General features: G+C 71.8%; 15 protein-coding genes and 1 riboswitch. Of the genes, 7 read left to right on the top strand and 8 right to left on the bottom strand.

Translation table 11 applies throughout. The features are described from left to right. Positions 1–90 precede the first annotated feature (90 nt). From bioD to bioB, 3 genes are read right to left on the bottom strand one after another with little or no spacing between them, the layout of a single operon-like run. Positions 91–807: a dethiobiotin synthase gene (gene bioD / locus AB0P24_RS47200; protein WP_365805560.1), complete on the bottom strand. Its 717-nt coding sequence runs from the start codon at positions 805–807 to the stop codon at positions 91–93. 2 nt (positions 808–809) lie between these two features. Then, a complete protein-coding gene (locus tag AB0P24_RS47195) occupies positions 810–2,096 on the bottom strand; it encodes an adenosylmethionine--8-amino-7-oxononanoate transaminase (RefSeq protein WP_365805556.1) in 1,287 nt (428 codons plus the stop codon). After that, positions 2,089–3,312, bottom strand: a complete 1,224-nt coding sequence (gene bioB / locus AB0P24_RS47190) for a biotin synthase BioB (RefSeq protein WP_365805554.1) — start codon at positions 3,310–3,312, stop codon at positions 2,089–2,091. Before bioB ends, AB0P24_RS47195 begins: the two co-directional genes overlap by 8 nt. Positions 3,313–3,459: 147 nt before the next feature. On the opposite strand from bioB, the gene AB0P24_RS47185 reads away from it, so the two are divergent. Further along, positions 3,460–4,587: an 8-amino-7-oxononanoate synthase gene (locus AB0P24_RS47185; protein WP_365805552.1), complete on the top strand. Its 1,128-nt coding sequence runs from the start codon at positions 3,460–3,462 to the stop codon at positions 4,585–4,587. A 112-nt stretch (positions 4,588–4,699) separates the two neighbouring features. On the opposite strand, the gene AB0P24_RS47180 is transcribed toward AB0P24_RS47185, so the two are convergent. Together AB0P24_RS47180 and AB0P24_RS47175 are read right to left on the bottom strand one after the other, a co-directional pair. Further along, on the bottom strand, positions 4,700–4,927 hold the full coding sequence (locus AB0P24_RS47180; RefSeq protein WP_365805550.1) for a DUF397 domain-containing protein: 228 nt from the start codon (positions 4,925–4,927) through the stop codon (positions 4,700–4,702). 9 nt (positions 4,928–4,936) lie between these two features. Continuing rightward, a complete protein-coding gene (locus AB0P24_RS47175) occupies positions 4,937–5,797 on the bottom strand; it encodes a helix-turn-helix transcriptional regulator (protein WP_365805548.1) in 861 nt (286 codons plus the stop codon). A gap of 212 nt (positions 5,798–6,009) precedes the next feature. On the opposite strand from AB0P24_RS47175, the gene AB0P24_RS47170 reads away from it, so the two are divergent. Further along, positions 6,010–6,468: an ATP-binding protein gene (locus tag AB0P24_RS47170; protein ID WP_365805558.1), complete on the top strand. Its 459-nt coding sequence runs from the start codon at positions 6,010–6,012 to the stop codon at positions 6,466–6,468. Between the two features lie 37 nt (positions 6,469–6,505). On the opposite strand, the gene AB0P24_RS47165 is transcribed toward AB0P24_RS47170, so the two are convergent. From AB0P24_RS47165 to AB0P24_RS47155, 3 genes are all read right to left on the bottom strand, one after another. Beyond that, on the bottom strand, positions 6,506–6,979 hold the full coding sequence (locus AB0P24_RS47165; protein ID WP_365805546.1) for a C40 family peptidase: 474 nt from the start codon (positions 6,977–6,979) through the stop codon (positions 6,506–6,508). Between the two features lie 3 nt (positions 6,980–6,982). Further along, a riboswitch (cyclic di-AMP (ydaO/yuaA leader) is annotated at positions 6,983–7,167 on the bottom strand. Between the two features lie 361 nt (positions 7,168–7,528). Then, on the bottom strand, positions 7,529–7,837 hold the full coding sequence (locus AB0P24_RS47160) for a hypothetical protein (protein ID WP_046730013.1): 309 nt from the start codon (positions 7,835–7,837) through the stop codon (positions 7,529–7,531). Positions 7,838–7,844: 7 nt separating this feature from the next. Next, positions 7,845–8,480, bottom strand: coding sequence for an ATP-dependent Clp protease proteolytic subunit (locus tag AB0P24_RS47155; RefSeq protein WP_365805544.1), 636 nt, complete (start codon positions 8,478–8,480; stop codon positions 7,845–7,847). Positions 8,481–8,621: 141 nt separating this feature from the next. On the opposite strand from AB0P24_RS47155, the gene AB0P24_RS47150 reads away from it, so the two are divergent. The 5 genes from AB0P24_RS47150 (at position 8,622) to AB0P24_RS47130 (ending at position 12,255) form a co-directional block, all read left to right on the top strand. Further along, complete coding sequence (locus AB0P24_RS47150; RefSeq protein ID WP_365805542.1) at positions 8,622–8,909, top strand: type II toxin-antitoxin system Phd/YefM family antitoxin; 288 nt, start codon at positions 8,622–8,624, stop codon at positions 8,907–8,909. Between the two features lie 312 nt (positions 8,910–9,221). After that, positions 9,222–9,524 carry an urease subunit gamma gene (locus AB0P24_RS47145; protein WP_037782101.1) on the top strand — a complete coding sequence of 101 codons (303 nt, stop codon included), beginning with the start codon at positions 9,222–9,224 and terminating at the stop codon, positions 9,522–9,524. A gap of 11 nt (positions 9,525–9,535) precedes the next feature. Continuing rightward, a complete protein-coding gene (locus tag AB0P24_RS47140; RefSeq protein WP_181806609.1) occupies positions 9,536–9,847 on the top strand; it encodes an urease subunit beta in 312 nt (103 codons plus the stop codon). Further along, positions 9,840–11,561, top strand: a complete 1,722-nt coding sequence (locus AB0P24_RS47135) for an urease subunit alpha (RefSeq protein ID WP_365805540.1) — start codon at positions 9,840–9,842, stop codon at positions 11,559–11,561. The genes AB0P24_RS47140 and AB0P24_RS47135 overlap by 8 nt, the downstream gene beginning before the upstream one ends. A 16-nt stretch (positions 11,562–11,577) precedes the next feature. Continuing rightward, positions 11,578–12,255 (top strand): urease accessory UreF family protein, encoded by a 678-nt coding sequence (locus AB0P24_RS47130; protein WP_365805538.1) that lies wholly within the window; start codon positions 11,578–11,580, stop codon positions 12,253–12,255. The last annotated feature ends 169 nt before the right edge of the window (positions 12,256–12,424 follow it).

The raw sequence follows: 12,424 nt of genomic DNA, 5'->3' as shown, positions 1-12,424 counted from the left end.
GCCGGGCTGCCGTCGTCCGGGCCGGGCTTGACCAGCAGGTGCATGCCGATCGACCGCTCCAGCGACAGGGCCGCCTTGGCTCCCGCGGCACTAGGCCGCTTCGCGTACCCGGAACGCCTCCGCGTCCCAGCTCCCGTCCAGCCGCGCCGACAGCCAACTCGGCGCCGTCGCACGGAAGTCGGCAGGCGCCAGCGCCCCGGCCCCGGCGGGCAGCGCACCCAGCAGCGGCGCCCCGGCCACCTCGGGGAGATCGGCGACATTGCAGCGCGACGCCAGGTCGGGGGAGTCGGGCCAGCTCCCGATCACCACGCCCAGCAACTCCAGCTCCCGGGCCCGCAGTTCACGGGCCGTCAGCTCGGTGGTGTTCAGCGTGCCAAGGCCGGCCGACGCCACCACCAGCACCGGCGCGTTCAGCAGCCGGGCCGCGTCGGCCAGCGTGCCGCCGGCCGGGTCGAACCGGACGAGCAGGCCGCCCGCGCCCTCCACCAGCACCAGCTCGTGCTCGGTCGCCAGCTTGGCGGCGGCCTCCGCCACGTCCTGCGGACGCACGGGGGGCGTCCCCGCCCTGCGGGCCGCCGTGCCCGGCGCCAACGGTTCGGGGAAACGGGCCACTTCGGCCGCCGTCACGGCACCGGCGAGCCGCGCCACCTCGTCGGCGTCCCCGCGCTCGTCCGGTCGTATCCCCGTCTGCGCGGCCTTCAGGACCGCCACCGAGCGGCCCGCGGCGAGCGCGGCGGCGGCGACCGCGGCCGTGGCGACCGTCTTGCCGACCTCTGTGCCCGTTCCCGTGATCACCAGGACCGGCATGCTCATCCCTCCCGCGCGGCGGCGCACACCGCGCGCGCGATCCGTGCCACGTCCGCGTCACCCGTGACGTACGGCGGCATCGTGTAGACCAGGTCGCGGAACGGCCGCAGCCACACGCCCTCGCGCACCGCGGCGGCCGTGGCGGCCGACATGTCGACGTCGTGGTCCAGCTGTACGACCCCGATGGCACCGAGGACCCGGACGTCCCGGACCCCGGAGATCTCCCGGGCGGGTGCCAGGCCGTCCCGCAGGCCCGCCTCGATCCGTTTGACCTCCGCGAGCCAGTCCTGGCCCAGCAGCAGCCCGAGGGAGGCGCAGGCCACCGAGGCGGCCAGTGGATTGCCCATGAACGTGGGGCCGTGGGCCAGCACCGGCACGTCGCCCCGCGAGATGCCCTCGGCCACCCGGGACGTGCACAGGGTCGCCGCCATCGTCAGATACCCGCCGGTCAGCGCCTTGCCCACGCACATCACGTCCGGGGTGACGGCCGCGTGGTCCGCCGCGAACAGCGCGCCGGTGCGCCCGAAGCCGGTCGCGATCTCGTCGAACACCAGCAGCACGTCGTGCGCGTCGCACGCCTCGCGCAGCACCCGCAGGTAGGCGGGGGAGTGGAACCGCATCCCGCCGGCGCCCTGCACCACCGGCTCCACGATCACCGCGGCCAGCTCGTGCGCGTGCCGCTCGACCATGGACCGCAGATGCCCGGCGTACGACTCGTCGTACTCCGCCGGCGGCGCGTCGGCGAACACCTGGCGGGGCAGCACCCCGGACCAGAGCTCGTGCATCCCGCCCTCGGGGTCGCAGACGGACATCGGCTGCCAGGTGTCGCCGTGGTAGCCGCCGCGCCAGGTCAGCAGGCGCTGCTTCGCGGGGCGGCCGAGGGAGCGCCAGTACTGCAGGCACATCTTCACCGCGACCTCGACCGACACGGACCCCGAGTCGGCGAGGAAGACATGCTCCAGACCGGCGGGCGAGATGTCGGCCAGGAGCTTCGCCAGGCGGACGGCGGGCTCGTGGGTGAGCCCGCCGAACATCACATGGCTCATCCGGCCGAGCTGGTCGTGCGCGGCCTCGTTGAGCACCGGGTGGTTGTAGCCGTGGATCGCCGCCCACCACGACGACATGCCGTCGACCAACTCGCCCGAGCCGTCCGCCAACCTCAACCGGACCCCGCTCGCCGACTCCACGACGAGCGGTTCGGCCCGGCCGGGCATCGGCCCGTACGGATGCCAGACGTGCCGGCGGTCCAGGTCCAGCAGGTCGGGGACGCTCAGGTCGGGGTCAGGCATTGGGCGCGAGATCCGTTCCGGCGCCCCGGCGGCGGACGGCGACCAGATCGGTGCGCGGCTCGCCCGCGGGGACGGCCACGGCCTCATGGGAGCCGCAGACCGACCCGCACCCGGCCTCGGCGTGCGACCCGCATCCGGCGCCCTCGGTCCCGTGCGACCCGCACACCGCGCCCTCGGCCGCGTGCGATCCGCAGCCGCCACCCTGGACCTCGGCCCGGTGCTGCGGCAGCGTCACCTCGTCCGAACCCTCCACCACGAACCCGGCGTCCGCGATCATCTCCAGGTCGGCCCGGCCGGCCTGGCCCTCGGTGGTCAGGTAGTCGCCGAGGAAGATCGAGTTGGCCAGGTGCAGCGCGAGCGGCTGCATGGTGCGCAGATGGACCTCGCGACCGCCCGCGATCCGCACCTCCACGTCGGGGCAGACGAACCGCACCATCGCCAGGATGCGCAGGCAGCGCTGCGGGGTGAGGTTCCACTCCTTGGCCAGCGGGGTGCCCTCGACCGGGATCAGGAAGTTCACCGGAACGGAGTCCGGGTCCAGCTCGCGCAGCGAGAAGACCACGTCGACCAGGTCCTCGTCCGACTCGCCCATGCCGGCGATCAGGCCCGAGCAGGCCGACAGCCCCGCCGCGTGCGCCTTGTTGACCGTGTCCACCCGGTCGGCGTACGTGTGCGTGGTCGTGATGTCCCCGTACGTCCCCTCGGACGTGTTGAGGTTGTGGTTGTACGCGTCCGCGCCCGCCTCGCGCAGCCGCTCCGCCTGGCCGTCGGAGAGCAGACCGAGGCAGGCGCACACCTCGACGTCCTCGTGCCGCTCCTTGATGGCCTTGATGGTGCCCGCGACCCGGTCCACGTCCCGGTCGGTCGGACCGCGTCCGCTGGCCACCAGGCAGACCCGCTTGGCGCCCCCGGCCAGGCCCGCGGCGGCGGCCTTGGAGGCCTCGTCGGGTTTCAGCCAGGTGTACTTCAGGATCCCGGTGGAGGAGCCCAGCCGCTGCGAGCAGTAGGAGCAGTCCTCCGGACACAGGCCCGACTTGAGGTTGACCAGGTAGTTGAGTTTCACGCGCCGGCCGAACCAGTGCCGGCGCACCTTGCCGGCCGCGGCCACCACGTCGAGCACGTCGTCGTCGGAGGTCGCCAGCACGGCGAGCGCTTCCTCGCGGGTCGGCAGCTCGCGCCGAAGCCCCTTGTCCACCAGCGTGTTCAGCAGGTCCATGAGAGCCGATCCTGTACTACGAGGCTGCTCCGGGCCAAGGAGAGTTTGCACAACCCTGTCAGTTCGACGTGTGGGTATTGCCACACAGTGGGGGACCAACGGTCCCGCTAGGGTCTGTCCACTGCCTACAAATTCACCGGAGGGGCCATGGCGTTCGGCTGGATCGACGAACAGGCGGAACAGCGCCGCCGCGCCGGACTCGTACGGACCCTGCGCCCCCGCCCCGCCGATTCGCCGCTGCTGGACCTGGCGAGCAACGACTACCTGGGCCTCGCCCATCACCCCGAGGTCGCCGAGGGCGCTGCCGGGGCGGCCCGGACCTGGGGCGGCGGCTCCACCGGTTCCCGGCTGGTGACCGGCACGACGGAGCTCCACACCGAGCTGGAGCGCGAGCTGGCCGGATTCTGCGGGTTCGAGGCCGCCCTGGTCTTCTCCTCCGGCTATGCCGCGAACCTCGCCGCCGTCACCGCGCTCGGCCCGCACGGCTCCCTCATCGTCTCCGACGCCCTCAACCACGCCTCCCTGATCGACGGCTGCCGGCTGGCCCGGGGGGCCACCCAGGTCGTCGGGCACGCCGACCCGGACGCCGTGCGCAAGGCGCTGGGCACCCACGACGGGCCCGCGGTGGTCGTCTCCGACACGGTGTTCTCGGTCGACGGGGACGCGGCACCGCTGGCCGCCCTCGCCGAGGCGTGCCGGGAGCGCGGTGCCGGGCTGCTGGTCGACGACGCCCACGGCCTCGGGGTCCTGGGCGACGGCGGGCGGGGCGCGCCGTACGCGGCCGGCCTCGCCGGCGCCGAGGACGTGGTGGTCACGGCGACCCTGTCGAAGTCGCTGGGCAGCCAGGGCGGGGTCGTGCTGGGCCCGGCCCGGGTGATCGACCATCTGGTGAACGCGGCCCGGACCTTCATCTTCGACACCGGCCTGGCCCCCGCGGCGGCGGGCGCGGCGCTGGCGGCCCTGCGGCTGCTGCGCCGCGAGCCCGGACGTGCGGCGCGGTCCCGCGAGGTGGCCGCGGAACTGCACGCACGGCTGACCGCCGCGGGTCTGGAAGCGGTGCGTCCGGACGCCGCGGTGGTCTCCGTGCGGGCCCCGTCCCCGGAGCAGGCCGTGCGGTGGGCGGCCGACTGCCGGACGGCAGGACTGGCCGTGGGCTGTTTCCGTCCGCCGTCGGTGCCGGACGGCATCTCACGACTCAGGCTGACCGCCCGTGCGGACCTTTCCGGAGCCGAGATCGAACGCGCTGTACGGGTGATCGGCAAGACACGACCATGAGTCGGCGTGACACGGCCGGGCCTGGCTCGCGAGCGGATACGGAGTAGGGGATGGACCGGGGTGGGAGTCTGGTCGGTTTCGGTCGTCCCTGATCAGACTCTTCTGGGGCTGATCAGTCGGCGAGCGTGGCCGTGAAACCCGCCCAGCTCTCGGGGGAGAAGAGCAGCGCGGGTCCCGCCGGAGCCTTGGAGTCGCGCACGGCGAGCAGTCCGGCCGCCGGGCCGGAGTGCGGCCGTGCCGTCTCCAGGCAGTTGTTCGCTCCGGTGCTGTAGCTGCTGCGCAGCCACCGCAGTCCGGGCAGATCAGCACTTGAAGGTACGTTCCGAGGCAGTGCGGTCATGGTGCCTCCTTACGCGCCGTCAGCTATTGCGGCGATGTAATCCAACGAGTCCTCGGGCGAAAGGGCGTGGATCCGGAGCGTGTCGAAGGCCTCCGTGTAGGCCTGGAGGTCTTCTTTCCGCTCCAGGTAGAGGCTACTCGTCAACTGGTCGATAACAACCACGTCCAGATCAGAAGTGCTCGGAAATGAGAAGATTACGAAAGGCCCGGTGATGCCGATATGCGCTCCGGCCGCGAATGGCAGCACTTGGAGCCGTACCTGGGGCAGCCGGGCCGCCTCCACCAGTCGCGCCAGCTGCCGCGCCATCACCCCGGGACCGCCCACCTCCCGGCGCAGCACCGCCTCGTCCAGGACCGCGTTCAGCTCCAGCGGCGGATCACTGTGCAGCACGTCCTGCCTGGCCAGACGCACTTCCACCAGGGTGTCCAGGGCCTCGTCGTCGCGCCTGTCCACGGCCGCCCGGGTCACCGCACGCGCGTACTCCGGGGTCTGCAGCAGCCCCGGCACGACCAGGGTCTCCAGGGTGCGCATCGCGCTGGCCTGTGACTCCAGGCTGATGAAATCCCGGTAGGCGGGCGGCAGCACCCCACGATAGGCGTGCCACCAGTGGTGCCGTCCCGCGGTGTCCTCCGACCCCGCCAACACCAGGAGCAACTCGCGCAGTTGCCCCTCGACGACGCCGTAGGCGTCCAGGAGTAACCGCACATCGGCCGGTTTCACACCGCTGGCACCGGTCTCGATCCGGCTCACCTTCGACTGATGCCAGCCCACCAGGCGGGCGGCCTCACCGCTGGTGAGGCCGGCGCCGGTGCGCAGTGTGCGCAGTTCGGCGCCCAGTTTCCGGCGGCGTACCGCGGGACCGTTCTGCATGGGCTACTCCTTACTCCTACCCAACCGCCCGAATAAGGCCTGAGGTAGCAGAGTTCACCGCTTTGAGCGACAGATATATGCATATCTTGGTGGATCGCTCCCCGTGACCGGCCGGGTAATGGCAGTCTGGCGGAGAAGCACCAGTCCGGGACCGTACTCGAACCATCCGCACCGTGTCGGACTCCGGTCCCGAGGAAAGGGACGACGTCGCCATGGCAGACCACCTGGAAGCATCCGTCACTCTGCCGAGCGAACCAGCCTCGGTCTCGACCGCCCGCTCCTATGTGCTGGACATCCTCGCGGAGTGGGGACTGCCGCCAGAGACGGAGACTGCGGACACCATCCGCCTCATCGTCTCCGAACTCGCCACCAACGCCGTGCAGCACACCTTCGGGCAGTCACCCACCTTCACGGTGGGCCTCGTGCTCGACCGCGACGAGCGGCTGCGCGTAGGCGTCACGGACAGCCACCCGCGCTTTCCCAGGAGACTTCCCGCCGCGGTCCAGCAGGACAACGGGCGCGGCCTGGTCATCATCCGCTGGCTGACCGCCGAGTGCGGCGGCAGACTCCGCGTACGCCCCACCCGGGAGGGCGGCAAGACCGTCTCCATCGAACTCCCCTGGACGGTCCCGGCCGGTACCGCCACAGCGGCCGGCCAGCAGGAGCCGTAGCCCCGAGCTCCTGCTGGCCGGCCGCCGCCGGAACGGGTCAGCTGACCCGGCCGTACCAGACGCTGCGGGTCCAGATCTTCTGGAGCCTCACCACGTCCCCGGTGTGCGGGGCGTGCCAGATCTTTCCCTTCCCGGCGTAGATGCCGACGTGGTACACGCTGGAACCGGAGTGGAAGAAGACCAGGTCCCCGGCCTTGCGGTGGCCGGCCGAGATGTGACGGGTCTTGTTGTACTGCTGGGCCGCCGTACGGGGCAGGGTCTTGCCCGCCTTCTTGAACGAGTACAGCGTGAGCCCGGAGCAGTCGAACCTGTTCGGCCCGGTGGCGCCCCACCGGTAGGGGGCGCCCTTCTTCGAGGCGGCGACCTGCAGTGCCTTCGTCGCCATCGTGGCGGCCGAGGCGTCGGAGGCGACACCCGGGATCACGATCGAGCCGCCCACGGCGGCGATCGTCAGCGCCGAGGCCGTACCGGCCCGGGCCATGAGCGACGGAACGCGATTGAGCGCAGTCATGCGCAACCCTTCGTCAGCCGCCTGTGAAGGATGACCTGTCGGATTCGGGCTGGCGAAGTTGCCCGGCCGTGTTGCCACGGCTTCACCCCAAGGGCCGCTCGACCCGGTCATGGCGTGACCGTGCCGGCGACCCGGCTTGCTCGGGTCCTCCACTCCTGCCGATGCACTTCTGTCGACGGGTCAATCCAGGCGGCGGCAGGACTCGGCGTCCGCCCGGACCGCCCCGCCGCTGTGGCGGGGGCTTGTCGTCAGACAGGGATCTTCACTCACTCGTGTCCGAAAATCCCAACGGAACCGGGGATTTGTGGTGTTACTCACCACCCACCCGTTCGGGTGGACAGCCCCGTGTTCGATTCTCCGTCAACTGCCCTGCGTAGCCCCGGACCTGCGCGGAAGCCTCGCGCGGGCACCCCCGCACAGGCGGCTTGAGCGGCCGTCACGGCCGGGTAAAACCACGCCACACTCCTCCGAACGGCGGTAACCCCTTTGGATCGTTTCGACTCCGGCCCCCGCGCGCCGTCGACGCCCCGGACCGCAGTCCGGCGGGTCTCACCGTACGCAGTCGGGCGGGAGTGCGACGCGAGCGGTCCGGCGCTCGCCGTCGAGCACCCGCAACGCCCGTGCCAGCGTGTCCCCGTGGAGCTCCGTCTCGCCCCGCCGATGCATCAGGGCGAGCGCGTCGCGCAGCTCGGACGCCGCGCGCACCAGCGCCTGCGCGGCGCGCAGCCCACGGTAGGTGTCCTCGTTCTGCGCCGGATTGATCCGGCCCAGCAGATCCACCACGTCCAGATAACGGTCGATCAGCTCACCTTCGGCCCGGGTCAGTGCGGGCAGTGGCGGCAGCTCCGGCGGCAGCATCGGCGGTTCACCCCGCGTCCGGCAGGCCGAGCGAGGACCGGCGGCTGGGCACGACCCGGTCCACCAGGCCGTACGCCAGCGCTTCCCGCGCGTCCAGGACCAGGTCCCGCTCCAGGTCCCGGTGCACCTGCTCCGCCGTGCGCCCGGTGTGCCGGACGAGCATCAGTTCGAGAAGTGCCCGGACCCGGTCCAACTCCCCTGCCTGGATGAACAGATCACTCGGCTGGCCCTGCACCGGTTCCGGTAGCGACGGCTGCTGGAGCACGATGCGCGCGCCGGGCAGTACGGACCGCTTGCCCGGCGTGCCGGCCGCGAGCAGGACCGCCGCCGACGCCCCGGCCTGGCCGAGACAGATCGTCTCCACGCCGCAGCTCACGTACTGGACCGTGTCGTAGATCGCGGCCATCGCGCTGAACGACCCGCCCGGGGAGTTGATGTACAGCGAGATGTCCCGCTCCGGGGCCGCGTGCTCCAGATACATGAACTGCGCCATCACGTCGTTGGCCGAGGTCTCGTCGATGGGCGTGCCGAGGAAGACGATCCGCTCCTCCAGCAGCTTGGAGTAAGGATCCAGGGTGCGCTGCCCCGCGGTCGTGCGTTCCGTGAACTCGGGCAGGACGTAGCGGGCGGACGGTCGGGTCATGGATGTACCCCTCCTCGCGACGGAGACGGCCCAGCAGCCGGACTCTCTGTTGAAAATGTACAGGACGTACAGATCGTTGAGGAGGGATTCCGCTGTCACCGAACAAGAGGTGATGTCCGGGGTGCCCCGTAAGCTGGGTTCATGGCCTACGAGATTCCGGTGACCCAAGCCAGGGCTGAGCTCGCCGAACTGATCAACCGGGTGGTGTACGGCGGCGAGCGTGTCGTCGTGACGCGCCACGGCAAGCCGCTGGTCGCCCTTGTCTCCGCCGTCGACCTCGAACGCCTGGAAGAGCTCTCGGAACCCGCCGAGGACCACGTGGACCACGTGGTCAGCTCGGTCTCCACGGTCCGCGAGACCGCCGCCGTACGACCCGAACGCGGCCGCTTCGGCATCGCGGCGGAGCGCCGGGGAACCACGGGCGCCTAGCCGGCCCACCGCGCCGGCCTCGGCCCTCCCCGGGCGTTCGGGTGAGGGCCGTTCGGGTGTCAGGGACCGCCGGGGCGCGATGGGGCAACCCGTCGACGAGCGGACCGCTTCCGTGCGCCGGTCGCGCGGCTCATGCGCCGGTCATGAGGTGATCAAGGTCCGGTTAACGTCGCCGAAACTCCGGCAAACTAGCCTGCCGATCCACGCCACCTGGGGTTTTCCTGGCCGGAACGGGCCCGTGAGCCCGATCTGTCGCGGTGGCTGCGGCAACCGGGCCCCGCACGGTCCGGAGCGAGGACTGTGAGGTGGGACGTGCAACTGACCCCGCATGAACAAGAGAGGCTGCTGATCCACGTGGCGGCCGACGTCGCCGAGAAGCGCCGGGCCCGCGGGCTCAGGCTGAACCACCCCGAAGCGGTCGCCCTCATCACGTCGCACATCCTCGAAGGGGCCCGCGACGGCCGTACCGTCGCCGAACTCATGGCTTCCGGACGCAAGCTTCTCACCAGGGACGACGTCATGGAGGGCATCCCCGAGATGATCCATGACGTGCAGGTCGAGGCGACCTTCCCGGACGGCACCAAGCTCGTCACCGTCCACGATCCGATCGTCTGAGGGGACCGCCGATGATTCCCGGAGAAGTGCTCTTCGCCGACGAGCCCGTCGTATTCAATGCGGGCCGTGAGGTCACCCGGCTGACCGTCCTCAACGCCGCCGACCGGCCCGTCCAGGTCGGCTCCCACTACCACTTCGCCGAGGCCAACCCCGGACTGGAGTTCGACCGGGACGCGGCGCGTGGCAAGCGGCTGAACGTCGCCGCCGGCACCGCGGTCCGCTTCGAGCCCGGCATCCCCGTCGACGTCGAACTCGTCCCGCTCACCGGTGCCCGTGTGGTCCCCGGGCTGCGCGGCGAGACCGGAGGTGCCCTCGATGCCTGAGATCTCCCGCGCCGCGTACGCCGACCTGTTCGGACCGACCACCGGCGACCGGATCCGGCTCGCCGACACCGACCTGCTCGTCGAGATCGAGGAGGACCGCTCCGGCGGCCCCGGGCTCGCCGGGGACGAGGCGGTCTTCGGCGGCGGCAAGGTCATCCGCGAGTCCATGGGCCAGTCGCGTGCTACGCGCGCAGACGGCACCCCCGACACGGTCATCACGGGTGCCGTGATCATCGACCACTGGGGCGTCGTCAAGGCCGACCTCGGCATCCGCGACGGCCGGATCACCGGCATCGGCAAGGCCGGCAACCCCGACACCATGGACGGCGTCCACCCCGACCTGGTGATCGGCCCCGAGACCGAGGTCATCGCCGGAAACGGGCGCATCCTCACCGCGGGCGGGATCGACGCGCACGTCCACTTCATCTGCCCGCAGATCGCCGACGAGGCGCTGGCGGCGGGGATCACCACGCTGGTGGGCGGCGGCACCGGCCCCGCCGAGGGCTCGAAGGCGACCACCGTGACCCCCGGCCCGTGGCACCTCGCCCGGATGCTGGAGGCGATGGAGCAGTACCCGCTCAACATCGGCTTCCTCGGCAAGGGCAACACCGTCTCGCACGAGGCGATGCTCTCCCAGATCCGGGGCGGGGCACTGGGGCTGAAGCTGCACGAGGACTGGGGGTCGACCCCGGCCGTCATCGACGCGGCCCTGACCGTCGCCGACCGGACGGGCATCCAGGTGGCCATCCACACGGACACCCTGAACGAGGCGGGATTCGTGGCGGACACGCTCGCCGCGATCGGCGGGCGCGGGATCCACGCCTACCACACCGAGGGCGCGGGCGGCGGGCACGCGCCGGACATCATGACCGTCGTCTCCGAACCGCACGTGCTGCCGAGTTCCACCAACCCGACCCGGCCGTACACGGTGAACACCGCCGAGGAACACCTCGACATGCTGATGGTGTGCCACCACCTCAACCCGGCGGTGCCGGAGGACCTCGCCTTCGCCGAGTCCCGGATCCGGCCCTCGACCATCGGGGCGGAGGACATCCTCCACGATCTGGGCGCGATCTCCATCATCTCCTCCGACGCGCAGGCCATGGGGCGCGTGGGCGAGGTGATCCTGCGGACCTGGCAGACCGCGCATGTGATGAAGCGGCGGCGGGGCGCGCTGCCGGGTGACGGACGGGCCGACAACCACCGGGTACGGCGGTACGTCGCCAAGTACACGATCAACCCGGCCCTCGCGCAGGGGCTGGCCCGGGAGATCGGCTCGGTCGAGACCGGCAAACTCGCCGATCTCGTGCTCTGGGAGCCCGCGTTCTTCGGGGTCAAGCCGCAGCTCGTCCTCAAGGGCGGCCAGATCGCCTACGCGCAGATGGGCGACGCCAACGCGTCGATCCCGACGCCCCAGCCGATCCTGCCGCGTCCGATGTACGGGGCGATCGGGCGGGCCCCGGCCGCCAACTCCTTCAACTTCGTCGCCCCGCTGGCGATCGAGGACGGGTTGCCGGAGCGGCTGCGGCTCGGGAAGCGGTTCGTCGCCATCGAGTCGACCCGTGGCGTGACCAAGGCGGACATGCGGGAGAACGACGCGCGTCCGCGGGTCCAGGTCGATCCCGACAGCTTCGCCGTGCACATCGACGGGGAGCTGGTCGAGGCGACACCGGCCGCGGAACTGCCCATGGCCCAACGCTACTTCCTGTTCTGAGAGCAGGTGGTCCGTGATGTCTCGGGCAGCGTTGCTGGTACTGGCCGACGGCCGCTTTCCCGCCGGAGGGCATGCGCACTCCGGCGGGGCGGAGGCCGCCGTCAAGGCCGGGCGGATCACCGGGGCCGCCGGCCTGGAGGAGTACTGCCGGGGGCGGCTGCACACGGCGGGGCTGGTGGCGAGTGCGGTGGCCGCGGCGGCGGTGCTCGGTGCCGGCGTACGGGAGCTGGACGCCGCCGTGGACGCGCGGACGCCGTCGGCCGCGCTGCGGGGCGCCGGGCGAAGGCTCGGGCGGCAGCTGCTGCGGGCCGCGCGGGTGGCCTGGCCCGGTGCCGAACTCGACGCCCTGGCGCTGGAGTTCCCCAAGGGGGCCCATCAGCCGGTGGTGTTGGGGGTGGTGGCCCGGGCGGCGGGGCTCTCGGCGGAGGACGCGGCCTACTGCGCCGCGTACGAGAGTGTGAGCGGGCCGGCCACGGCGGTGGTGCGGTTGCTGAGTCTGGATCCGTTCGAGGCCACGGGGGTGCTGGCGCGGTTGGCGGGGGAGGTGGACCGGGTGGTCGACCGGGCGGTGGAGGCGGCGCGGGGGGTGGTCGACGGGGTGGGGGTCGATGCGTTGCCTGCGGCGGCGGGGCCGTTGGCGGAGATCGGGGCGGAGTGGCATGCGGGGTGGGCGGTGCGGTTGTTCGCGTCGTAGGGGGGTGTTCGCCCCCGCCGCCCCTACCCGTCCCGTCCTCCAGGGGGTGGGCCCCCTTCGACCGCCCGGTTCGGGGGCTGCCGCCCCCGGACCCCCGCTTCGGCCTGAACGGCCTCGTCCTCAAACGCCGGACGGGCTGGTAGTGGAGGGCGCGGACCGGCTTTCGTCC

It is taken from the genome of Streptomyces sp. NPDC086519 (genome assembly GCF_040686075.1).
Taxonomy (GTDB): Bacteria; Actinomycetota; Actinomycetes; order Streptomycetales; family Streptomycetaceae; genus Streptomyces; species Streptomyces shenzhenensis.
The sequence above is the reverse complement of the archived record's forward strand: the minus strand, read 5'-3'. Positions and strand labels throughout refer to the sequence as shown.